Source organism: Martinezella rhizogenes, assembly GCF_027460065.1.
Classification (GTDB): Bacteria; Pseudomonadota; Alphaproteobacteria; order Rhizobiales; family Rhizobiaceae; genus Agrobacterium; species Agrobacterium rhizogenes_C.
The window spans coordinates 131,446-154,732 of record NZ_JAPYZZ010000009.1; the positions used below are offsets into that span (position 1 = coordinate 131,446).

Sequence of the window (23,287 nt, forward strand, 5' to 3'; positions counted from 1 at the left end):
TCCAGTCGAAAGTAAAACTTATTCCAGAGCAGCAGGCGTCAGAGCGCGCAGCAACAGCGGGACGTCTTGTACGGAGAACGGTTATAGGACGCAAACGAAATGTTATGAAATAACATTACAAAATCCTCCTCCGGGCTCCCCGCCCGTAACGATGGTTTCTATTTTGACGGCAGGTCTCCTGGCTCACGGATTTGCGTCACTCATCTGCCTTCCCGCATTCCGGAGAATACAGTGGCATGACGCCTTCAAGCGTCACTGGGATGAACGACAATCCGCTTACAGTTGCGGGGGCAGCCACGGCATTGGACGAAAAGATCGCCCGCACCATGTTCCCTATTAATCCCTTCACCTTTCGGCTGCAGGAACCGTCGCTTTCTCACATAAGGGGCAAGAGGCGGGGCGTCAATTGCGATCGTGTCGCAGCTCAGCACAAAGTCAGAACAGGGAAGGACCCGCCAGCGCGAAAATTCTCGCCGTGCCGGCCCCCATGGGCTGCGGCTCGTCTTTCGACATGGTCGTCAGCGTTTCGATCGCCACCAGGCCGGATTGCGCCAGAAAATCGGAAAAGGAGCCACTGTCGCGCACGGCATCGAGACGGACAAGCTGTTCTTCCAGCTCGGCAAAATGCCGCCTGACGAGCGCGATCGCATCCATTTCCTCCACGGCAACGACCGGACCGATGATATGGCCCCGCCCCGCCGTCCGGCGAAAGGCAAAAGCGACAAGCCGGCCGGCCTCGAACAGACCGTAACCCGTCTTTTCGCTGAGAAGGCGCGACAGGACGCTGCTGCGCGCAACGCCGAAAGCCGCCCGGTCCATGTCAGCCACATCGGCGAGATGGTCTTCGGACAGCGGCTCAATTTTCTGTTTTCTGCCAGTGGGCGGCATCTCTGCCGGGCATTGCGCCTTTCCCCGAAAGAGATGTACTTTTTCCGTCTCTCCGGCAAAATCCAGCCCGGCAAACAACCGCCTCGACTCATCCGTGGCGTTGAGTCGCAGACAAGCAGTAGGGAACTTCGCCAGAAGCCGCTTCACCAGCCATGGTGCCACGCCCTGCCCCTGCAGGCGCGGCGAAACGATGACCATGCCGAGTGTCGCGAAACGCTCATCATAGGGAAACAGCATCGCGGTTGCGACGACGCGATCAATCTCATCAAGTGCAGCGAAGCCGACGCCGCACTGCCTGAGAAAACACCATTCATTCGCGTGATATTGCCACCCCACCGCCATGGAAAGCGCGTGCAGATGATCGGCCTCGACATCGGCGATATCCACGGTCCGCAACTCGAAACTATCGACTTTGAGCAGCTCCATAGCAAACGGCTCTCATTTCCTCCGGCGCGGAACCTTGATCCCGGCAACCCAACCCACGACATCCGAAGATAACCAGCCTTGCCAGCACGAATTTTCCGAAAGCACTGGAAGGACACAACAATCTACCGAAATCACCCGCATTTCAGCAGATAAACGCCATCAGCCACTTTAAGCTTTCGACGTTGAAACGACGGGGGCAGCCATGAACGCAATCGAAATTCTGGAGCGTCTTGTCGGCTTCCCATCGGTCGTCGGAACCGCCAATGGCGATATCGCCGGATGGATCGCCGACTATCTGGAAAGTCATGGCGCGAAAGTATCGCTGCTTGCCGGCCCCGAAGGCGACCGCGCCAATCTCTTCGCAAGTTTCGGCCCGGCTGATGTCGCCGGATACATCCTCTCCGGCCATATGGACGTGGTGCCTGCCGGTGAGCCGGAATGGTCTTCCGATCCCTTCACGCTGAGAGCCGAAGGCGAGCGTCTTTACGGGCGCGGAACCACGGACATGAAGGGTTTTCTCGCCACTGTTCTCGCCGCTGCACCGGCATTTTCACGCATGGCGTTGAAGCGGCCCGTGCATATTGCCTTTTCCTATGACGAGGAGGCGGGTTGTCGCGGCGTGCCGCACATGATCGCCCGATTGCCGGAACTATGCGCAAAACCGGCGGGCGCGATCATCGGCGAGCCGAGCAATCTGCATGCCGTGCGCGCCCATAAGGGCAAGGCCGCCGCGCGCATCACCATTCGTGGCCGCTCCGGCCATTCGTCGCGGCCCGATCAGGGCGTCAACGCCATTCACCTGATGGCCGGCATCATGGCAAAGGCAGTCGAAACGGCGCAGGCACTGACGCAGGGCCCCTTCGAAACGACCTTCGAGCCGCCCTATTCCTCCCTGCAGATCGGCACGGTGAAGGGTGGACAGGCGCTCAACATCATCCCCGATCATTGCGCCATCGAACTGGAGGCGCGCGCGATTGCCGGCGTTTCGCCACTCGCGCTGCTTCAGCCGTTGCGCGATGGCGTGCAGGCGCTCGCCGCTGAGGGCATCGACATCGAATGGACGCCGATGAGCGACTATCCGGCACTATCCCTTGCCGGCGATGCGCCGCTCGCAAAGCTTCTGGAAGAGTTGACCGGCGCGCCCTGCATTCCCGCCGTCAGCTATGGCACGGAGGCCGGCCTTTTCCAGGCGGCCGGCGTCGACGCCATCATTTGCGGCCCGGGCGACATCGGCCGCGCCCACAAGCCGGATGAATATATCACCGCTGGCGAACTATCGGCCTGCCAGTCCATGCTGGAAACACTGGCAAACCGCTGCACGGTTTGACCTTTCGGAACACGGATTCAGATGACGTTTTTCTTCAATTCCGACGCCAAGCGCGGCGAAATTTTCCGGCAGGCTCTGGCCCGCGACCTGCCGGACCTGCCCTTTTCAATGGATGCCGCGAGCGTCGATCCGGATGCTGTTCGATACCTCATCAGCTGGACGGTGCCAGAGGATATAGGCCGCTACCGCAATCTCGAAATCCTGTTCTCGATCGGCGCCGGGGTCGACCAGTTTCACATCGATGCAATACCCTCCCATGTGAAGGTCGTGCGCATGGTGGATGAGGGCATCATCCGCATGATGCAGGAATATGTCAGCCTCGGCGTGCTGGCGCTTCACCGCTATTTGCCCGCCTATTTGGGCCAGCAGCGTCAAGGCCTGTGGAAGGCCCTGCCCCAGCGTCAGGCGCACGAATGTCGTGTGGGCGTTCTCGGCCTCGGCATGCTGGGCGTTGCGGCGTTGGAGCGGCTGAAACCCTTCGGTTTTCCGCTGTCCGGCTGGAGCCGCTCACCGCGCGAGATCGATGGCGTGACCTGCCATCATGGCGAGGCCGGATTGGCGACGATCCTCACGACAAGCGATATTCTCGTCTGCCTGCTGCCGCTGACGGAGGAGACCATGGGTCTTTTGAACAGCGAACGTCTGGGGATGCTTCCCGACGGCGCGGGGTTGGTCCACGCCGGACGCGGCAGGCAACTCGATCACGATGCCCTCATCGACGCGCTGGATAGCGGCAGGCTTTCCGGCGCGGTGCTCGACGTCACCGAGCCCGAACCGCTGCCGGAAGACCATCGTTTCTGGACACATCCGAGAATTCTCCTGACGCCGCATGTCGCCAGCGTTACCCAGCCGCATTCGGCAGCGCGCACCGTTGTCGAGAACATCAAACGATACCAGTCCGGTCTCGAGCCACTCGGCCTCGTCGATCGCAATCGCGGATACTAACCCACCCCGTTCCAGGAAAGGACACCCCATGTCGCTTCTCAAGACCATCGATACCAATCCCGCCTTCGAACCGAAGGCTTCCAAGGCACTGCCCGAACGCCTCATCTCCGGCGACCCGGCCTTCAAGACCTGGGCGCTGGACGAAGCCCGCAACGGCACGGTCCACACCGGCATCTGGGAAGCGACCCCCGGTGAAAGCCGGTCTATCAAGGGCGAGACCTTCGAATTCTGCCATATTCTCGAAGGCGTCATCGAAATCACGCCGGAGGGCGGCGCACCGTTGCGCTACACGGCGGGCGACAGCTTCGTCATGAAGCCGGGTTTCATCGGTGTGTGGAAGACCATCGAGACCGTGCGCAAGATCTACGTCACCGTGAACGGATGAGCTGAGATCCTGCATTTCGGCATCACCCGTGAAGGTGTGTGCCGGGAAAATGCCGGCGGACACACGCACCGAAGATTGCGCTGTCCGCCGGTGGCAAAAACGGGATTTTCGTTCACTACCCCCGCCGCAGTCGGTCGATGCTGCTTGCCATCAGGGACTAGATTTGAGGCATGTCCACAGAGGATTTCCCATGACGCTCAGCTTCGATCCAGATAGCCTATCCTTGCCGATCGGCCATTTCATCGGCGGCCGATTGATCCCGGCTCAAAACGGCATCGACATGCACCGCCCCTCTGATGGCATCGAATATGCCGGCTGCCCCAGGGCCGATGCCGCGCTGGTCGATGAAGCGGTGCAGACCGCCAAGGCCGCGTTGAAGACCAGCAACTGGGGCGGCGTGCGCCCGCGCGAACGCACGAAGGTCCTGCAGCGCTGGGCCGACCTGATCGAGCAGGAAGCCGAGACGCTGGCGAAAATCGAGGCCCTGTCCTCCACGCGGCCCGTCGGCCAGCTGATCGCCGGCGACATCGCCGTGACCGCCGAACAAATCCGCTTCTTCGCCGAATTCGCCGACAAGGAAGGCGGCGATCTGGTGCCGACCGACGATGCGAGCCTCGGCATGATCATGACCGAGCCCTATGGCGTAGTCGGCGCGATTACACCGTGGAATTTCCCCGTCTCGATGGCTGGCTGGAAACTCGGCCCGGCGCTCGCGGCCGGCAATGCTGTGGTGCTGAAACCATCGGAAATGACGCCTTTTTCCAGCATTTTCATGGCCGAGCTGGCCATCAAGGCCGGCCTGCCCGCCGGCCTCATCAACATCGTGCTGGGCGACGGACCCGTGACGGGCAACGCCATAACTGGCCATCCCGAGATTTCCAAGGTCAGCTTCACCGGCTCGACCGCCGCCGGTTCCGCTATCATGGCCAATGTCGCCCGCACCGGCATCAAACCCATGACGCTGGAACTCGGCGGCAAAAGCCCGCAGCTGGTCTTTGCCGATGCCGATATCGAAAAGGCGGCAGCGGCGATTGCCGGTAATATTCTCTCAAATGCGGGTCAGGCCTGTGTCGCCGGCTCGCGCATCATCGTTGAGGAAAATGCGGCCGACGCCCTTTCCGCCGCGATCATCGCCCGCATGAAGATGGTAAAGCCCGGCCCGACCTGGGACGAGGCCACCCAATATTCGCCGATCATTTCCGACGTACAGCGCAAACGTATCGACACCATCGTGCAGGCGGCCGTGGCACATGGCGGTGAATGCCTGACCGGCGGAGCAAACATGGACGGCCCCGGCTATTTCTACCAGCCGACGCTGATCGCCAATGTCGACCAGACCTCGCCCGCCGTCACCGAGGAAATCTTCGGGCCGGTGCTGACGCTGCAGACCTTCCGCACGGAAGAAGAGGCTCTGGCGCTTTCCGATCATCCGACCTACGGTCTGGCGGCGGGTCTTTTCAGCCGCGACATCTCGCGTGTCCTGCGCCTGTCGCGCGCCATCCAGGCCGGAACGATCTGGGTCAATCGTTACGGACGTTCGCGCGACCACATATTGTCGACGGGCGGTTACAAGCGTTCCGGCATCGGCAAGGATCTTGGACGCGAGGCCTATCTCGCCAACCGCAAAAGCAAAAGCGTCCTCATCGGACTGTAACAGGAGAATTCTCTTGAAAACGCATCGCATCGCACTCATTCCCGGGGACGGCATCGGCCAAAGCGTGACGGACGCCGCGTGGCAGGTTCTCAATGCCGTCGCCAAAACCTCCGGTTTTGCGCTTGAAGGAACGGAATTCCCCTGGTCCTGCGCCTTCTACAAGGAAACCGGGGCGATGATGCCAAAGGACGGCATCGAAACATTGCGCGGCTTCGACGCCATTCTGCTCGGCGCGGTCGGCTGGCCGGCGGAAGTGCCTGACTCGGTGTCGCTGCATGGCCTGCTGCTGCCGATCCGCAAGGCTTTCGTGCAATATGCCAATATCCGCCCGCACCGGCTGCTGCCCGGCGTGCAAGGGCCCTTGAAGGCTGACGGCTTCGACATTCTCTGCATCCGCGAAAACACGGAAGGCGAATATTCCGGCGCCGGCGGCCGCGTGCATCAGGGCACGGAGGACGAAGTTGCCGTCGAAACCTCGATCTTCACCCGCAAGGGCGTGGAGCGGATCTTGCGCTTCGGTTTCGAACAGGCGCAAAAACGTCGCGGCAAGCTCGCTTCCGTCACCAAGTCCAATGCCCAGAAATATTCGATGGTGTTCTGGGACGAGGTGACCCATAAGCTCGCGGCGGAATATCCTGACGTCGAGGTCTCAAGCTATCACATCGACGCCATGGCGGCACGCATGGTAATGGCGCCGGAAAGCCTCGATGTCGTCGTCGCTTCCAACCTCTTCGGCGACATTCTGACCGATCTCGGCGCCGCCATTCAGGGCGGCCTCGGTTTTGCCGCTTCCGCCAATATCAATCCCGACCGCAGCGCGCCCTCGATGTTCGAGCCGGTGCATGGTTCAGCCCCCGACATCGCCCATCTCGGCATCGCCAACCCCATCGCTGCCATCTGGTCCGGCGCGATGATGCTCGAGCACTTGGGCGAAAAGGATGCCGCCGCAAAGATCATAGCGGCGCTGGAAACGGCGACCGGCCGGGGCATCGGCACGGTGCCGGGCAAGGATAAGACGGACACCATCACCGCCGCGGTTCTCGCGGCACTCGCCTGATTTCGGAGAATTATGATGCAGGGCTTGAAGGACAAGGAACTCTTTCGCCAGACGGGTTTGATCGGCGGCGCATGGAAGGCGGCAGCATCGGGCAAGGTGGTGGATGTCACCGATCCGGCGACGCAGGCGGTCATCGGCACCGTGCCGGACATGGGCAGCGCGGAAACCCGTGCGGCAATCGAGGCCGCCAACGCCGCCTTCGGACCATGGAAGAAAAAGACCCATGCCGAACGCGCCGCCCTTCTTGAAAAATGGTTCGCGCTGATGATCGAGAATATCGACGATCTCGGCCTGATCCTGACCGTCGAACAGGGCAAGCCGCTTGACGAAGCCAAGGGCGAAATCCGCTACGGCGCGTCCTTCGTCAAATGGTTTGCCGAAGAGGCCCGGCGCATTGGCGGCGGCACCATCCCTTCACCGACACCCGACCGGCGCATCGTGGTGCTGAAGGAGCCGGTCGGCGTCTGCGGCATCATCACGCCATGGAATTTCCCGAATGCGATGATCACCCGCAAGGTCGCGCCGGCACTCGCCACCGGCTGCACCGTCGTCATCAAGCCTTCGGAATTCACGCCCTATTCGGCGCTGGCCCTTGGTGTGCTCGCCGAACGGGCGGGCATTCCCGCAGGCGTCATCAACATCGTCACCGGCATGCCGACTGAAATCGGCAATGAAATCATGGCCAACGAGACGGTGCGGAAAATTTCCTTCACCGGCTCCACCCGCGTCGGCTCGCTTCTGATGCGGGGTGCTGCCGACAGCGTCAAGCGGCTGTCGCTGGAACTCGGCGGCAATGCGCCCTTCATCGTGTTTGATGATGCCGATCTCGATCTTGCCATCGAAGGCGCGCTCGTTTCGAAGTTCCGCAATGGCGGCCAGACCTGCGTCTGCGCCAACCGTATTCTCGTGCAGTCGAGCGTTTACGACGCCTTCGCGAAAAAACTGGCGGATCGCGTCGACGCCATGCGGGTCGGCCCTGGAACGGAAGCGGGCGTCTCCATCGGCCCGATGATCAACGAACCGGCCATTGCGAAAATCCGCGCCCATATCGATGACGCCGTGGCCAAGGGTGCAACGATCATCACCAGGCCGCGCGATTTGCCGGAAGGCCCGCAATATACCGCACCCGTGGTGTTGACGGGCGCAACAACGGCAATGCAGCTGGCAAGCGAAGAGACCTTCGGACCTGTCGCGCCGCTCTTCCGCTTCGAGACTGAAGAAGAAGCGCTCGCCATTGCTAATGGAACACCCTTCGGCCTTGCCGCTTATTTTTACACCGAGAGCCTCAAGCGCGCATGGCGGGTAGGTGAAGCGCTGGAATTCGGCATGGTCGGCCTCAATACCGGTGCGATCTCCACGGAGGTCGCCCCCTTCGGCGGCGTCAAGCAATCCGGCCTAGGCCGCGAAGGCGCGCAGGTCGGCATCGAGGAATATCTGGAAACGAAGACGTTCCACATCGGCGGACTTGCCTGACGCCTGTTTCTTTCTCCCCGCCTAAAGGGCCGCTCTGCGGCCCTTCTTTTTGTGCCGATGCAACAAAAAACGGCCCGGAGGCCGCTTTGAATTACTGAAACTTGTCGAGCATCTTGTAATAAAGGCCCACCAGAGGCAGGAACCAGGGCTTGCCGAAATGGCCCGGCACTGCCGGCCAGTCCAGCCCCTTCAGAGGGTTGGTATCCGGACGTCCCATGATGGTGTCGGCCATGATCATGCCGAGATGGGTGGAAAGCTGCGCGCCATGGCCGGAATAGCCCATCGCATACCACACGCCGTCATGAAAACCGGCGCGCGGATATCGGTCCTTGGTCATATCGACCAGACCACCCCAGCAATAATCGATCGGCACATGGACAAGCTGCGGGAAGATGCGATGAAGGCTTTCCGTCAGGATCGCGCCGCTCTTGGCGTCGGAACGCTGGTCCGAGGTCGCGGAAAAACGGGCACGGCCGCCGAAGATCAAGCGATTATCCGGCGCCAGACGGAAATAATTGCCTATGTTCATGGAGTTGACATAGGTGCGGTTGCCCGGAACCGAAGCCTTGATCTCGGCATCGGTCAGCGGCCGCGTGGCGATGATGAAACTGCCGACCGCGATGATACGGCGGCGGAAATAACCAAAGCCGGAGGGCGTATAGGCGCCGGTCGCGACCAGAACATTGTCGGCTGTCACCTTGCCGCGCGGGGTTTCCAGTTCATGGAGCTTGCCGTTCTGGATGTGTTTCGTCACGGCGGCGTTTTCGAAGATCACCGCGCCATGACGGCTGGCAGCTTCGGCAAGGCCGGCGACATAACGGCCCATATGCATCATGGCGCTCTTCTTCGAGAGCATCGCACCGTAAAAGGGCGAGCCGATTTCCGCCTTCAGATCCGCAAGGGACAAAAGCGCCGTATCGGGATCGACCTCGGCATGAAGTGCCTCGAAATTTTTTGCCAGACCTTCGAAATGCTGGGGCTTGGAAGCAAGTTTCAGCTTGCCGGAACGGCGGAAATTGCAATTGATCCCTTCTTCGGCAATCAATGCCTCCAGCGTGTCGATTGAATCATCCAGCGCCTTGTAGAGGGCTATGGCGCGTTCCTTGCCGAGTTCCGCCTTGGCGGAAAGATAGGAATGGGCAAGGCCGTTGTTGAGGTGCCCGCCATTGCGGCCGGAGGCACCCCAGCCGACCCGCTGCCCTTCAAGGACAACCACGCGCGCGCCAGCTTTAGCGAGCTGGCGCGCCGCACCTAGACCGGTGAAACCGCCGCCGACGACGGCCACATCATAGTGGCCTTCCACAGGTCCCTCCGCCGCTCCCGAAAACAGGGGAGCGGTGTCGTGCCAGTAGGAGACGAGCTTCATGGTCATGATCCTTTCCTTACAGTCCGACGACACCCGCAAGACCGGAAATATCTGATATTTCCACATAACCATAATAGGGGTTTGCGGGCTCGTGACCGCGATTGACCCAGACCTTGTTCTTGATGCCGAGATCATGGGCCGACATCAGGTCGTAGCGGAAGGAGGAAGAAACATGCAGCATGTCCTCCGGCCCGCAGCCCAGCATATCGAACATATATTCGAACGCCTTGAAGCGCGGCTTGTAGGCCTGCGCCTGCTGGGCGGTGTAAACAGCGTGGAACGGCGCGCCGAGCTTTTCGACATTCGACATGATCTGTGAATTCATGGCGTTTGACAGGATGACGAGGGGAATTTCCTTCGCCACCTTGGCAAGGCCGGCTGGAACGTCGGCATGCGGCCCCCAGGTCGGCACGCGCTCGTAAACGAAGGTGGCGTCTTCATCCTTGAAGGCAACGCCGTTGCGCTTGCAGCTACGCGACAGGGAATTATAGACCACCTGGGCATAGGGTTGCCAGGCACCCATGATCTCATCCAGACGGTAGGCCGCGAAATTCTTGATGAACTGCTGCATCTGCGCTTCGTCCAGGCGATCGCCATAGAGATCGCGGGCGGCTTCGGCCATCTGGAAATTGATCAGCGTGCCGTAGCAATCAAAGGAGATGTATTTCGGGCGGAAGATGGTCATGTCGTCGTCATCCTTGCTTGGGGATCGGCCGTGCCGGAATAAACTGATCATAGAAAGCCTTTGACCGGTCGGCGCACCGCAATTGCTGGTCACGGAAGCAGATTGTTGCGTATGCAGCCGCCAGTTTGGCAGAGAGTTGCGTTGAGGCAAACCCAAAGCCGTGGCATGCCCCGGGTTCACCGCCCGATACAGACAAGATGCGGCATAAGATGCGGCGGCGGATAAAAGCTACAGCGAAACATATCGAACCTTCCCATTTGTCGGGACAATCTTCTTCCGGCATCAGTCTATCAATGAATAGTGAGAACAAACGGAGTTCCGGCATGCAAGCGAGCCTGATCGATATCCAAACGTTTCAACCGGACCATCTCGATGCGGCCGTTGAACTTTCCCGTCAGGCCGGATGGCCGCACCGGAAGGAAGACTGGGCGCTAGTCCTTTCCTTAAGCAAAGGTTTCGTCGCGCTGGAAAACGGGCGTGTGGTCGGAACCGCCATGGCGACGCTTCTCGGTGAAACCTGCGCTACCGTCAATATGGTGATCGTGGACGAGAGCATGCGCGGCCGCGGCCTCGGGCGTCAGCTGATGCAGGCGGCGCTGGACGCGGCAGAAAATCGCGAATGCCGTCTTGTCGCCACGGCCGATGGCCTGCCGCTTTACGAAAAGCTTGGCTTTGCCGCCTTTGGTGAGGTGTGCCAGCACCAGGGCATTCCGTCCGCGACCGACAGGCCTGCCGGTGTGGCCTGGGTGGATAGTATCGAACCGGCCGAGCTTGCGGCGCTGGATGCACAGGCTTTCGGCGCGGATCGCACGGCGCTCTTTACAGTACTCGCCAGCCGGGCACGTTTCGCACTTGTGCGCAAACACGGCGTCATCAAGGGTTTCGCCGCCCTGCGCGCCTTCGGACGTGGTGAAGTCATCGGCCCGGTAGTAGCAGAAGATGTTGAAATCGCGAAAGATTTGATTGCTTTCATAGTGTCCGAACGCGCCGGCGAATTCCTGCGCGTGGATACCACGGTGGATGCAGGCCTCGCCCCCTGGCTTGCCGAACGCGGCCTTGCTCATGTCGGCGGCGGCATCGCCATGCGCCGGCCGAAAGCCGAGATCGCAGCCGACACAAAACTCAAGACATTCGCATTGACCAGCCAGGCACTCGGCTGAATCCGGAGAGACCCATGTTAAGCAATTCACTGATCGAACTGGACCGCGCCCATCTGGTGCACCCCGTCTCCTCCTTCCGCGGCCATGAAAAGCTCGGCGTGCGGGTGCTGAAATCGGCAAGCGGCGCCACCGTTACCGACATCACCGGCCATCAGTTGATCGACGGTTTTGCCGGCCTCTGGTGCGTCAATGCCGGTTACGGGCACGACAGCATCGTCGAAGCCGCGGCAAAGCAGATGCGTGAATTGCCCTATGCCACCGCCTATTTCGACATTGGCAGCGAACCGGCGATCCGGCTGGCTTCGGAACTTGCCGACCGCGCGCCGGGTGATCTCAACCACGTCTATTTCACGCTTGGCGGTTCCGATGCGGTGGACAGCACCATCCGGTTTATCCGGTATTACTGGCATGCGAAAGGCCAGCCGCAGCGCGACCAGTTCATTTCCATCGAACAGGGCTATCACGGCTCCACCACGGCCGGCTCGGGCCTCACCGCTCTACCCGCTTTCCATGCGGGTTTCGGCGTGCCCTATGACTGGCAGCACAAAATTCCGTCGCATTATGCCTATCGCAATCCTGTCGGCAGTGATCCGGCCGCCATCATTGCATCCTCCCTGCAAATTCTGAAGGACAAGATCGAGGCCATCGGACCGGACCGCGTCGCCGCCTTTTATGCCGAACCCATTCAGGGCTCGGGCGGCGTTCTGGTGCCACCGCCGGGCTGGATCAAGGCCATGCGCGAGCTCTGCCGTTCCTACGGCGTCCTGTTCGTCGCCGATGAAGTCATCACCGGCTTCGGCCGCACGGGACCACTCTTTGCCTGTGCCGACGAGGACATCGTGCCTGATTTCATCACGGCCGCAAAAGGCCTCACCTCAGGCTATGTGCCGATGGGCGCCGTCTTCATGGCCGACCATGTTTATGATACAATAGCTGACTTCGCAGGCGAGGCCGCCATCGGTCACGGATATACCTATTCCGCCCACCCCGTCAGCGCCGCCGTCGGTCTCGAAGTGCTGAAACTTTATGAAGGCGGACTGCTGGAGAACGGCCGCCGTGCCGGTCAACGGCTGATGGCCGGCCTTGAAGGATTGAGAAGCCACCCGCTGGTTGGCGATGTACGCGGCAGGGGCATGCTTGCCGCCATCGAACTCGTGACCGACAAGGACAAGAAGACGCCCCTGCCGGCCGCAGCAGCCCCCGCACGCAAGGTTTTCGACCGCGCCTGGGAGAACGGCCTCATCGTACGCGCCTTCGCGAATGGCATCCTCGGCTATGCACCACCGCTCTGCTGCACCGATAGCGAAATCGATGCAATCGTCGAGCGGACGCTGAAGACGCTCGATCAGACGCTTGAAGACCCCGCAGTGCGGGCAGCGATGGCCTGAGAGGAAAAGCGGGCGGCGTTGCGGCACCCTCTCGAAATGTCGCAACACACCGCATATTCGCAATATTCTGCCGAACAGCCGATCCATTTCGGCGTATCCAGCGTGCTGGAAGTGCCAAACTATCAATGCAAACGGTACTAAACGCCATAAAAAAGGGCGTAATCACAAATGGGAACGGGGCAAGGATCCCGTCCGGGAACAGAATAATCTGCCGCAGGCTCCCCCAAGAGGCCAAGGCGGCGAAGCGGAGACCGACATTGCCCAAAAAATTGAGCGACTTCAAATATATGAGCTTCGACGTCGTGGGAACACTCATCGATTTCGAAGGTGGTCTGAAAGCGACGCTTGCTGAGATCGGCACGGAACACGGCGTTGACGTCGATGGTGAAAAGGCGCTCGCTCTCTACCGCGCGGCCCGCTATTCCGATGCGACCGATCTGTTTCCGGACGATCTCGTCCGCGTTTACCTGATCATCGCTCCTGAACTTGGCCTGCCGGCGGAACGCGCGCTCGGCGAACGCCTGCGTGACGCGGCAAAAAGCTGGAAAGGCTTTGCGGACAGCCGCGCGGCCATGGCCGAACTTGCAAAGACGCATCGCCTGATCGCCATGACCAACGCTCAGCGTTGGGCCTTCGAATATTTCTCGAAGGAACTCGGTAGTCCCTTTCATGCCGCCTTCACCGCCGATGATACCGGCACGGAAAAACCGGACCCGGCCTTCTTCGAAAAGGTGTTTGCCTTCGTGGAAAGCGAGGGTGCATCGAAGGACGACATTCTGCATGTCGCGCAAAGCCAGTACCACGATATCGGCGTTTCCCGGCAGCTCGGAATGACCAATTGCTGGATCGAACGCCGCCACGCCCAGAAGGGATATGGCGGCACGATCGAGCCGGAAAACTTCACCGAACCGGATTTCCACTTCACCTCGATGGCCGACCTTGCCGGGGCCGTGAGGCAAACGGGCGGCTGAACCGCTCCTCCCATGGTGTGCCGCGAACTGGGATGCGGCGTGCCGGACATTTTTGCTGACGCATTTCAACAAATCATACAAAAGGGGAAGACCATGAGTGACAGAATTACAAACTGGACCCGCTCCGACGATGCCGCCGTTGAACAGGCGATCCGCCGCGGTGCGACGCGGCGTGAACTGCTTCACATGATGCTGGCCGGTGGCGTCGCCCTTTCCGCAGGCTCGGCCATTCTCGGCCGCGCCTCAAAGGCCGCGGCCGCAACGCCGGTATCGGGCGGCACGCTGAAGGCGGCCGGCTGGTCCTCCTCCACCGCCGATACTCTCGACCCGGCAAAGGCCTCGCTTTCCACGGACTACGTCCGTTGCTGCGCGCTTTTTAACCGGCTGAGCTTCCTCGAGGCTTCTGGCACGCCGCAGATGGAGCTGGCCGAATCCATCGAATCCAAGGACGCCAAGACCTGGACGGTCAAGCTGCGTTCCGGCGTGACCTTCCATGATGGCAAGGCATTGACCGCCGACGACGTTGTCTTTTCGCTGAAGCGCCATCTCGACCCCGCCGTCGGCTCCAAGGTCGCCAAGATCGCCGCCCAGATGACCGGCTTCAAGGCAGTCGACAAGAGCACGGTCGAGATCACGCTCGCCAGCGCCAATGCCGACCTGCCGACGATCCTTGCCATGCACCATTTCATGATCGTCGCCGACGGCACGACCGATTTTTCCAAGGGCAACGGCACCGGCGCCTTCAAGCTCGAAAAATTCGAGCCGGGCGTGCGCTCGATCATGTCGAAAAACACCAATTACTGGAAATCGGGTGGACCGCATGTCGACAGCTTCGAGTTCTTCGCGATCTCGGACGACAATGCCCGCGTCAACGCCCTTCTTTCCGGCGATATCCAGCTCGCGGCCGCCATCAACCCGCGCGCACTCCGTCTGCTCGACAAGCAGGAAGGTGTGGTCCTGTCGAAGGGAACCTCCGGCAACTACACCAATCTCAACATGCGTCTCGACCAGGCGCCTGGCAACAAGGCTGATTTCATTGCCGGCATGAAGTCGATCGTCAATCGCGAGCAGATCGTCAAGGCTGCTCTTCGTGGTCTCGGCGAAGTGGGCAACGACCAGCCGATCCCGCCGATGAGCCCCTACCATAATCCCGACCTCAAGCCGAAGGCCTTCGATCCGGACAAGGCGAAGTTCCACTTCGAAAAGGCTGGTCTCATCGGTCAATCCATTCCGGTCATCACCTCGGATGCGGCGAATTCGGCCATCGACATGGCGATGATCATCCAGGCATCGGCTGCGGAAATCGGCATGAAGCTGGACGTCCAGCGTGTTCCTGCCGATGGCTACTGGAGCAATTACTGGCTGAAGGCGCCGATCCATTTCGGCAACATCAACCCGCGGCCAACACCGGATATCTTGTTCTCGTTGCTTTATGCGTCCGATGCGCCGTGGAACGAAAGCCAGTACAAGTCGCCGAAATTCGACAAGCTGATGCTTGAAGCGCGCGGTTTGCTTGATCTCGAAAAGCGCAAGCAGATCTATTTCGAAATGCAGACGATGATCGCCGACGAAGCCGGCACCATCATTCCCGCCTACCTTACCAATGTGGATGCCATCAGTTCCAAACTGAAGGGACTGGAGGCCAATCCGCTCGGTGGCATGATGGGTTACGCCTTTGCCGAATACGTCTGGCTCGAAGCCTGATAGACCATGGAGCCGGGCGCAAAACAGCGCCCGGCGAGCTTTCCGCAGGATGCGGGACGCCTCCACCATCAGGCATGTCGCAGGAGCATGTGAATGAACAGCCGCATATTATCCCTTGTCGCCAGGCGGCTGGTCGTCATGCTGACGACGCTGCTGATCGTGTCGTTTATCGTCTTTTCCGCCACCAGCCTGCTGCCCGGCGACACGGCGACGATCCTTCTCGGCCAGGCGGCGACACCGGAGGCCGTGGCCGGCCTGCGCACCGCCATGCATCTCGATGATCCCGCACTTCTGCGCTTCGTGCGCTGGCTTTTCGGCCTGCTGCACGGCGAACTCGGAACCTCCTATGCCAACAACATGGCGATTGCCGATCTCATCGGTCCGCGTTTCGTCAACTCCATGAAGCTTGCCGGCATCACCACCATCATCGCCGTGCCCCTGGCGCTCACACTCGGCATCAGCTCCGCCATGCTGCGCGGAACGCTTTATGACCGGGCCGTCACCATCCTGACCATCGGCGTCATCTCGGTGCCGGAATTCATGATCGCCACGCTGGCCGTTCTGCTTTTCGCCGTTTACCTGAAATGGCTGCCGGCCCTGTCGCTGGTCAGCGAAATCCACTCGGTCTTCGATGTGCTGCGTATTTACGCCATGCCGGTCATCACGCTCACCTTCGTCGTCTCGGCGCAGATGATCCGCATGAGCCGCGCCGCCGTCATCGAAACGCTTGATACGCCCTATGTCGAAATGGCGCTCTTGAAGGGCGCGCCGCGCATGCGCATCGTGCTGCGCCATGCGCTGCCCAATGCGCTCGGCCCCATCGTCAATGCGGTGGCACTGTCGCTCTCTTACCTTGTCGGCGGCGTCATCATCGTCGAGACGATCTTCAATTATCCCGGTATCGCCAAGCTGATGGTCGATGGCGTCGCGACCCGCGACCTGCCGCTGATCCAGACCTGCGCGATGATCTTCTGCGTCGGTTATCTCCTCCTCATCACGACAGCTGACATCATCGCCATCATGTCCAATCCGAGGCTGCGCTGATGACCGATCATATCAAGACATATCAGGGAACTTCGCGTTTGGGTTACAAGATCAACGCAGTCGGCGTTTTCGGCTTTCTCGTCATTTTCCTCTGGGCGATGGTTGCGATTTTCGCACCCTATCTCATTCCGCATCCGGTGGGTGAAATCGTCGATCTCGATTATTTCGGCCCCATGACATCAGATTTATGGCTCGGCTCCGATTATCTCGGCCGCGATGTTTTTTCCCGCATCCTCATGGGTGCACGTTTCACGGTCGGCATTTCGCTGGCGGCCGTCACCATCGCCTGCGTATCCGGAGTTGTGCTCGGCATGTGCGCGGCCGTCATCGGCGGCTGGTTCGACGCCGCGCTCAGCCGGTTTCTCGACGCGGTTAATTCGATACCCAGCAAGCTGTTCGGCCTTGTGGTCGTTGCGGCGGTCGGATCTTCCATTCCGGTACTGATCATCACGCTTTCGGTCATCTATACGCCGGGTGCCTATCGTTTCGCCCGGGCACTGGCGGTAAATGTCAACACCATGGATTTCGTCACCGTTGCCCGCGTACGCGGCGAAAGCCTGCTGTACCTCATCGGCTCGGAAATCCTGCCAAACATCATCCGTCCGGTGCTTGCCGATCTCGGTGTGCGTTTTGTCTTCATCGTGTTGCTTTTATCGGGCCTCTCCTTCCTCGGCCTTGGCTTGCAGCCGCCAGATGCAGACTGGGGCGCGCTGGTGCGTGAAAATATCGGCGGCCTGCCGTTTGCGGCACCGGCCGTCATCTTCCCGTCGCTGGCCATTGCCAGCCTGACGATCAGCGTCAACCTGCTGATCGACAATCTGCCGCAGAAAATCAGCGACAGGAGCGAAGCATGAACAATCTCGTTGAAATCCGCGGACTGAAAGTTGAAGCGACCACTGACAGCGGCCGCCGCATCGATATCATCAAGGGTGTCGATATCGACATCGCCGATGGCGAAATCGTCGCGCTGATCGGCGAAAGCGGCTCCGGCAAGACAACGATCGCGCTGACGCTGATGGGCTATGCCCGCCCCGGCTGCCGCATTTCCGGTGGCAGCGTCAAGATTGCCGGTCGCGACATGGTCCAGCTTTCGGAAGCCGAGCGCGCCAGGGTGCGCGGCACGAAAGTGACCTATGTGCCGCAAAGTGCGGCCGCCGCCTTCAACCCGGCGCAGAAGATCATCGATCAGGTCATCGAAGTCACGCGCATCCACCATCTGATGCCGCCGCAGGAAGCACGCGCCCGGGCGGTGGAACTTTTCAAGGCGCTCTCTTTGCCCAACCCGGAGACCATCGGCGAGCGTTATCCGCACCAGGTCTCCGGTGGCCAGTTGCAGCGCCTTTCCGCCGCCATGGCGCTGATCGGCGACCCGAAGCTGGTGATCTTCGACGAACCGACCACCGCCCTTGATGTGACGACCCAGATAGAGGTTCTGCGCGCCTTCAAATCGGCCATGCGCAAGGGCGGCATCAGCGGCGTTTATGTATCGCACGACCTCGCCGTCGTCGCCCAGATCGCCGACCGCATCGTCGTGCTGAAAGGCGGCGAGGTGCAGGAAACCGGCACCACCAAGGATATTCTCGAAAATGCACAACATCCTTATACGAAGGAATTGCTGACCGCGTTTCATGACAAGGTCCGCGTGGTCACACCCGCCAAGCAGGAACGGGCAACGCCGCTGCTGGATATTGAAAATCTGATCGCCGGTTACGGCACCAAGGGCGACGACAAGATGCCGCTGGTGCGGGCGGTGGATTCCGTCAACCTTGCGGTCTACCCCGGTCGCAATCTCGGCATCATCGGCGAATCCGGCTGCGGGAAATCGACGCTGGCGCGCGCGATTGCCGGTATCCTGCCGGCGGCAAGCGGCCATGTGATCTTCGAAGGCAAGCAACTGAATGCCGATGCCCGACGTCGGACCAGCGACCAGCTGCGCCGCATGCAGATCGTTTTCCAATATGCCGATACAGCGCTCAACCCGTCAAAAACCATCGAGGATATTCTAGGGCGGCCGCTGACCTTTTATCACGGCATGAAGGGCAAGGCGCGCGATGCGCGGATCGACCAGCTTCTCGATATGGTGAAGCTGCCGCGCTCCGTGCGCCATCGCCACCCCTCCGGCCTTTCCGGCGGACAGAAACAGCGCGTCAATTTCGCCCGGGCACTTGCGGCCGAACCGTCGCTCATCATCTGCGATGAAATCACCTCGGCGCTCGATACCGTGGTCGCGTCCGCAATCATCGATCTTCTGGGAGAACTCCAGCGGGAGCTTGGCCTCTCCTATATCTTCATCAGCCACGATCTTTCCGTGGTGGAGACCATCTGCGACGAAATTGTCGTGATGTATGGCGGACAGAAGGTGGAGCATCTGGAAACGGACGCGATCAAATCGCCCACCCATCCCTATTCAAAGCTGCTCTTCTCCTCGGTGCCGAAACTGGATCCGACATGGCTTGACAATCTCCAGCAGGATGCAGAGCTGGTGCGGGCGTTTTCCAAGAGGTGAGAAACTCTCCTCCGTCATGCCGATCTTGAGCCGGCATCCAGCCACGACGCGTCTGCGCCGTGAAAAGACTCTTTTGCGATCAAGGACTTGACCGCACTGGACCCAGGATCAGATGACGGCGTGTGAATGCAACGCCTTTCCAAAACCATCAATTTTGTGGGCGCTTGAGGCACCCTCTCCGCCTCAAAGCGGAAACAGGCTGGTCAGCGGCATATGCGATTTGATGATCGGCGATTTCAGCACCACGAAGCTGAAATATTTGTCGATGCCGACATCCATATCCGTCAGCCGCTCCATGATCGACTGATATTCCACGATGCCCGACGTCACGAATTTCAGCAGATAATCATACCCGCCGGAAACAAGATGGCACTCCACCACCTGGTCGATCTTTTCAACCACGCCCAGGAAGCGGGCGAAATCGATCTGGCGGTGGTTCTTGAGCGTGATCTCCGTGAAGACCGTCAGCGTCTGGCCGAGCTTGTTGATGTTGATCTGCGCCGAATAACCTTCGATATAACCTTCTGCCTGCAGCTTCTTCACCCGCATCAGGCAGGGGCTGGGCGACAGGTTGACGAGCTCCGCCAGTTCGACATTGGTGATGCGACCGTTTTTCTGCAGCTCGTAAAGGATCTTGATGTCGATCCGATCAAGTTTCATCATCTGCGGAACCCCTTTTTTGTTTTTGTAAGCGCAGCATAAAATTCTGGCGCGTTGACGGAAATCTTATCACATGGGCGAGCCCTGTCGACGTAGGGATATTTTTTTGATGCAGCATAAAGAGTTGCAGAAGCATCACCGAACAGCAGGAGATTCCGGCAAGTGGCCCAGTCTGGCAGCGTTTACACGTTGGCTGAGGTAAATTAGGACGAATATAAGGAGTCCGACCATGCCCGCCCCGCTGCAACAGATCACGACATCGCCGGAACTGCCGAAATCCGCGGACGCCGTCATTATCGGCGGCGGCATTGTCGGTGTCTTTACCGCCTATTACCTCGCCCGGCGCGGCCTGAAAGTGGCGCTGGTCGAAAAGGGCCTTGTTGGCGCGGAGCAATCCAGCCGAAACTGGGGTTGGTGCCGCCAGCAGAACCGCGATGCCCGCGAATTGCCGATCTCTACCCAAAGCCTCGCACTCTGGGAGCAATTCGCCACTGAGAGCGGCGAAGACACCGGTTTTCGCCGCTGCGGGCTGTTTTACCTGAGCGACAATGAGGCGGAGCTCGCCGGCTGGGCGCGCTGGCGTGATTTTGCCATCACGGCAGGGGTGACAACGCACATGCTGAGCGCCGATGAGGCCAGCGAACGCGGCCGGGCAACCGGAAGACACTGGAAGGGCGGCGTCTTTTCACCCACCGACGGCACGGCCGATCCTTCCATGGCGGCACCCGCGGTCGCGCGCGCCATCATCAAACTGGGCGGCACCGTACACCAGAATTGCGCCGCGCGGGGACTGGAAACGGAAGGCGGCCGGGTCAGCGCCGTCGTCACCGAAAAAGGCACCATTCGCACCAAAACCGCCATCATGTCCGGCGGAGCCTGGGCCTCCTCCTTCTGCCGCCAGCTCGGCATTCGTTTTCCGCAGGCTTCCGTCCGCTCTTCCATTCTTTCCGTCACGCCGGGCGCGGAAGGCCTGCCGGATGCGCTGCACACAGCCGCCGTTTCGGTAACGAAGCGACACAATGGCGGCTACACCCTCGCCATCAGCGGGCTGGGGCGCATTGACCCGACGGCACAGCAGATGCGGTTTTCCCGCGAATTCGTGCCGATGTTCCTTAAACGCTGGCGCAGCCTGCGCCCAGGCGGGCTGGAGGGCGTTCGCAGCGGCCACGAGACGCTGAAACGCTGGCGCCTCGATGCGCCGACGCCGATGGAGCGGGTGCGCATTCTTGACCCGAAACCCAACGCCGCCGCCATCCAGGAAACCCACAAGAGGGCGCTCGAACTTCTGCCGGCGCTGAACAAAACGCGGATCGCCGCCACCTGGGCCGGTTTCATCGACAGCACGCCGGATGGGGTTCCCGCCATCGGCGAGACCAGCGAATTGCCGGGGTTTATTCTCGCCGCCGGTTTCAGCGGCCATGGTTTCGGTATCGGGCCGGGTGCCGGCCATCTGATCGCCGATATCGTGACGGGCTCAAACCCGATCGTCGACCCCGCTCCCTATCATCCCAGCCGTTTCCAGGGCTCGGCCTGGGGCAAAGTCGCGGATTTCTAAGGCTGCCGACGAAACAATATCCGCAGGCCGGAACCCGCGGATATTGCCGTCCACCGCATTTATTCAAGCAATCAGCTTTTTGGCAGGCCGGGCGGGTTGGTGCGTGACTCCGGCAGAGCCTCTTCCGAAAGCTGCCAGCGATCCAGAATTTTCGCGTAAGCGCCACTCTTGATCAGATCATTGGTCGCAAGCGTCAGGGCATCGGCCAGTCCCGACCCCTTGCGCGTGGTGATGGCGACATCCGATCGTTCCGGCCAGCCGGCGGAGAGCGTTCCGACACGCTTGATGGTCTTGTCGCGCGCCGCGATGAAAACCAGCTGCGCATGCGGCTGAACGATGACATCCGCCCGCCCTGCCGAAAGCGCGACAAACCGGGTGGCCTCGTCGTCATAATATTGCAGCTCGATGGGCTTCAATCCGGCGGCGACGTTCTCATCGCTCCATTTCAGCAGGATACGCTCCTGATTGGTGCCGGCGCCGACGATGATCCTCAGCCCCGCCGCGTCCTTCGGCTCCTTGATTTCGGTGATGCCGCTGTCCGACTTGACGAAAAAGCCGTGCAGGCCCTGGCGATAGGTCGAAAAATCGAACTTTTCCTTACGCTGTTCGGTCACGCCGACATTGGAGATGACGGCATCGTATTTTCCCGAAGCAAGCCCGAGCGGCCAGTCCGCCCATGCCACCGCCACCAGTTCCAGTTCAAGACCAAGGCTATCGGCCACCGCAAGCGCATAGTCGGGGTCGGCGCCGACCACCGTCTTTGCATCCGTTGCATAGGTGGCGAGCGGCGGGCCGCCGGGAGAAACGGCAACGGTCAATTTGCCCGGCGTGACGAACTTGAAACCCTTCGGCACGGCGGCAATCGCGCCGGGGTCTTTTTCGACCCTGATGCGGCCGGGCTGATCCGGCGACAGATCGAAGACATCATTGGCGGAAGCGGATCCAAAACCGGCAATGGACAGGAACGCGCCAAGCGTAACCGTAGCGAAACGAGAGATGAAGGTCATTGTGGTTTCCCGATTAGGATTGCGGGACGGAAGTAGCGCGGGCGGGAGGATGCCCGCGCCACCGGCTGAGTGATGTCCCACCTTCAACTCAGCATTTGGCAACTCAGCATTTGGCAGTTCAGCTTGTGGGCACTTCGCGCTCAGCTCTTCGGCAGGCCGGGCGGGTTGGTGCGGGATTGCGTGATGGCTTCCGAGCCGAGGTTCCAGCGGGCGAGAACCTTGCCGTAATTGCCGTTCTTGATCTGGGCATTCAACGCCGCCGTGATGGCTTGCGCAATGCCGGCATCCTTTTTGGAGGCAACGGCGATTTCCGCCGCTTCCGGCCAGCCGCCAGAGAAGGTGCCGACGAGCTTTGTCTTCTTCTGGCTTGCCGCCTGGAAGGCCGAAGTGGCGTTGGGGCCGAGATAGGCGTCCGCGCGGCCAGATTGCAGGGCAACATCAAGCACGGCCTGATCGTCGTAATATTGCACCTCGGTATCGGCCAGTCCCTTCGCCTTGTTCTCCTTGATCCATTTCAACAGGATCTGCTCCTGATTGGTGGCGGCGCCGACGATAACCTTCAGCCCGGCAACGTCCTCGGGCTTGCCGATTGAGGTGACCTTGCTGTTATTGCCCACGTAAAAACCGAGCAAGTCGTTGCGATAGCTGGAAAAATCGAACTTCTGCTTGCGCTCTTCCGTCACGGTGATGTTGGAGGTAACGGCATCATATTTGCCGGAAGACAGGCCAAGCGGCCAGTCCGCCCAGGCAATCGGTACAAGCTGCAATTCCAGCCCAAGACTGTCGGCGACCAGCTGCGCAATATCCGGCTCTACGCCGATCGCTGTCTTAGTGTCGCTCGCATAATCCACCAACGGCAGGCGGAAGGGTACAGTCGCGACCGTCAGTTTCCCATCGGCAATGAATTTATGGCCGGCGGGCAGAAGCTTGATCGCCTCCTCCACCTTTTCGGTGCGCACCCGGCCCTTCTGCTCGGGTGACAGGTCCACCTCCTGCGCATGCGCGGCCGGCACAAGGGAAGCGGTGGCGGTGAAAAGACCGGCGGCGAGCAGGGACAATAATTTCGATGAAAATGCCATGTGAGTG

20 protein-coding genes and 1 riboswitch are annotated in these 23,287 nt (G+C 60.4%); of the genes, 14 read left to right on the forward strand and 6 right to left on the reverse strand.

Annotated features, from left to right (window positions below; all coding sequences use genetic code 11):
• Positions 1 to 151: 151 nt before the first annotated feature.
• Positions 152 to 385, reverse strand: a riboswitch (cobalamin riboswitch).
• 50 nt (positions 386 to 435) lie between these two features.
• Positions 436 to 1,314, reverse strand: a complete 879-nt coding sequence (locus tag O8B93_RS16050; RefSeq protein WP_269710924.1) for a GNAT family N-acetyltransferase — start codon at positions 1,312 to 1,314, stop codon at positions 436 to 438.
• Between the two features lie 202 nt (positions 1,315 to 1,516).
• Here O8B93_RS16050 and argE point away from each other — a divergent pair, with 202 nt between their 5' ends.
• The 6 genes from argE to O8B93_RS16080 all read left to right on the forward strand — a co-directional run bounded on the left by argE (position 1,517) and on the right by O8B93_RS16080 (position 8,155).
• Positions 1,517 to 2,641 (forward strand): acetylornithine deacetylase, encoded by a 1,125-nt coding sequence (argE, locus tag O8B93_RS16055; RefSeq protein ID WP_269710925.1) that lies wholly within the window; start codon positions 1,517 to 1,519, stop codon positions 2,639 to 2,641.
• A gap of 21 nt (positions 2,642 to 2,662) precedes the next feature.
• Positions 2,663 to 3,586 (forward strand): 2-hydroxyacid dehydrogenase, encoded by a 924-nt coding sequence (locus O8B93_RS16060; protein WP_269710926.1) that lies wholly within the window; start codon positions 2,663 to 2,665, stop codon positions 3,584 to 3,586.
• Positions 3,587 to 3,614: 28 nt separating this feature from the next.
• Positions 3,615 to 3,971 (forward strand): cupin domain-containing protein, encoded by a 357-nt coding sequence (locus O8B93_RS16065; protein WP_269710927.1) that lies wholly within the window; start codon positions 3,615 to 3,617, stop codon positions 3,969 to 3,971.
• 190 nt (positions 3,972 to 4,161) lie between these two features.
• On the forward strand, positions 4,162 to 5,625 hold the full coding sequence (locus tag O8B93_RS16070; protein WP_269710928.1) for an aldehyde dehydrogenase family protein: 1,464 nt from the start codon (positions 4,162 to 4,164) through the stop codon (positions 5,623 to 5,625).
• A gap of 13 nt (positions 5,626 to 5,638) precedes the next feature.
• Positions 5,639 to 6,682, forward strand: coding sequence for a tartrate dehydrogenase (locus tag O8B93_RS16075; protein ID WP_269710929.1), 1,044 nt, complete (start codon positions 5,639 to 5,641; stop codon positions 6,680 to 6,682).
• Positions 6,683 to 6,697: 15 nt separating this feature from the next.
• Positions 6,698 to 8,155 carry an NAD-dependent succinate-semialdehyde dehydrogenase gene (locus O8B93_RS16080; RefSeq protein WP_269710930.1) on the forward strand — a complete coding sequence of 486 codons (1,458 nt, stop codon included), beginning with the start codon at positions 6,698 to 6,700 and terminating at the stop codon, positions 8,153 to 8,155.
• A 91-nt stretch (positions 8,156 to 8,246) separates the two neighbouring features.
• On the opposite strand, the gene O8B93_RS16085 is transcribed toward O8B93_RS16080, so the two are convergent.
• Together O8B93_RS16085 and O8B93_RS16090 are read right to left on the reverse strand one after the other, a co-directional pair.
• On the reverse strand, positions 8,247 to 9,521 hold the full coding sequence (locus O8B93_RS16085; RefSeq protein ID WP_269710964.1) for an NAD(P)/FAD-dependent oxidoreductase: 1,275 nt from the start codon (positions 9,519 to 9,521) through the stop codon (positions 8,247 to 8,249).
• 16 nt (positions 9,522 to 9,537) lie between these two features.
• On the reverse strand, positions 9,538 to 10,206 hold the full coding sequence (locus O8B93_RS16090) for a haloacid dehalogenase type II (protein ID WP_269710931.1): 669 nt from the start codon (positions 10,204 to 10,206) through the stop codon (positions 9,538 to 9,540).
• Positions 10,207 to 10,529: 323 nt separating this feature from the next.
• Here O8B93_RS16090 and O8B93_RS16095 point away from each other — a divergent pair, with 323 nt between their 5' ends.
• The 7 genes from O8B93_RS16095 (at position 10,530) to O8B93_RS16125 (ending at position 18,979) form a co-directional block, all read left to right on the forward strand.
• Positions 10,530 to 11,366: a GNAT family N-acetyltransferase gene (locus tag O8B93_RS16095; protein WP_269710932.1), complete on the forward strand. Its 837-nt coding sequence runs from the start codon at positions 10,530 to 10,532 to the stop codon at positions 11,364 to 11,366.
• A gap of 14 nt (positions 11,367 to 11,380) precedes the next feature.
• The gene (locus O8B93_RS16100; RefSeq protein WP_269710933.1) at positions 11,381 to 12,754 is read left to right on the forward strand and encodes an aspartate aminotransferase family protein; all 1,374 of its coding nucleotides are present in this window, start codon (positions 11,381 to 11,383) and stop codon (positions 12,752 to 12,754) included.
• Between the two features lie 257 nt (positions 12,755 to 13,011).
• Positions 13,012 to 13,725: an HAD-IA family hydrolase gene (locus O8B93_RS16105; RefSeq protein ID WP_269710934.1), complete on the forward strand. Its 714-nt coding sequence runs from the start codon at positions 13,012 to 13,014 to the stop codon at positions 13,723 to 13,725.
• A gap of 93 nt (positions 13,726 to 13,818) precedes the next feature.
• Positions 13,819 to 15,429 (forward strand): ABC transporter substrate-binding protein, encoded by a 1,611-nt coding sequence (locus O8B93_RS16110; protein WP_269710935.1) that lies wholly within the window; start codon positions 13,819 to 13,821, stop codon positions 15,427 to 15,429.
• Positions 15,430 to 15,522: 93 nt separating this feature from the next.
• A complete protein-coding gene (locus O8B93_RS16115; protein WP_269710936.1) occupies positions 15,523 to 16,473 on the forward strand; it encodes an ABC transporter permease in 951 nt (316 codons plus the stop codon).
• A complete protein-coding gene (locus tag O8B93_RS16120; RefSeq protein ID WP_269710937.1) occupies positions 16,473 to 17,327 on the forward strand; it encodes an ABC transporter permease in 855 nt (284 codons plus the stop codon). The genes O8B93_RS16115 and O8B93_RS16120 overlap by 1 nt, the downstream gene beginning before the upstream one ends.
• Positions 17,324 to 18,979 (forward strand): ABC transporter ATP-binding protein, encoded by a 1,656-nt coding sequence (locus O8B93_RS16125; RefSeq protein WP_269710938.1) that lies wholly within the window; start codon positions 17,324 to 17,326, stop codon positions 18,977 to 18,979. Before O8B93_RS16120 ends, O8B93_RS16125 begins: the two co-directional genes overlap by 4 nt.
• 183 nt (positions 18,980 to 19,162) lie before the next feature.
• Here the strand turns inward: O8B93_RS16125 and O8B93_RS16130 are convergent, their stop codons facing one another.
• A complete protein-coding gene (locus tag O8B93_RS16130; protein WP_003506856.1) occupies positions 19,163 to 19,639 on the reverse strand; it encodes an Lrp/AsnC family transcriptional regulator in 477 nt (158 codons plus the stop codon).
• A 229-nt stretch (positions 19,640 to 19,868) separates the two neighbouring features.
• On the opposite strand from O8B93_RS16130, the gene O8B93_RS16135 reads away from it, so the two are divergent.
• A complete protein-coding gene (locus O8B93_RS16135) occupies positions 19,869 to 21,194 on the forward strand; it encodes an NAD(P)/FAD-dependent oxidoreductase (RefSeq protein WP_269710939.1) in 1,326 nt (441 codons plus the stop codon).
• A gap of 71 nt (positions 21,195 to 21,265) precedes the next feature.
• On the opposite strand, the gene O8B93_RS16140 is transcribed toward O8B93_RS16135, so the two are convergent.
• Both O8B93_RS16140 and O8B93_RS16145 read right to left on the reverse strand, forming a co-directional pair.
• The gene (locus O8B93_RS16140; protein WP_269710940.1) at positions 21,266 to 22,201 is read right to left on the reverse strand and encodes an ABC transporter substrate-binding protein; all 936 of its coding nucleotides are present in this window, start codon (positions 22,199 to 22,201) and stop codon (positions 21,266 to 21,268) included.
• A gap of 140 nt (positions 22,202 to 22,341) precedes the next feature.
• On the reverse strand, positions 22,342 to 23,280 hold the full coding sequence (locus O8B93_RS16145) for an ABC transporter substrate-binding protein (protein WP_269710941.1): 939 nt from the start codon (positions 23,278 to 23,280) through the stop codon (positions 22,342 to 22,344).
• Between the last annotated feature and the right edge of the window lie 7 nt (positions 23,281 to 23,287).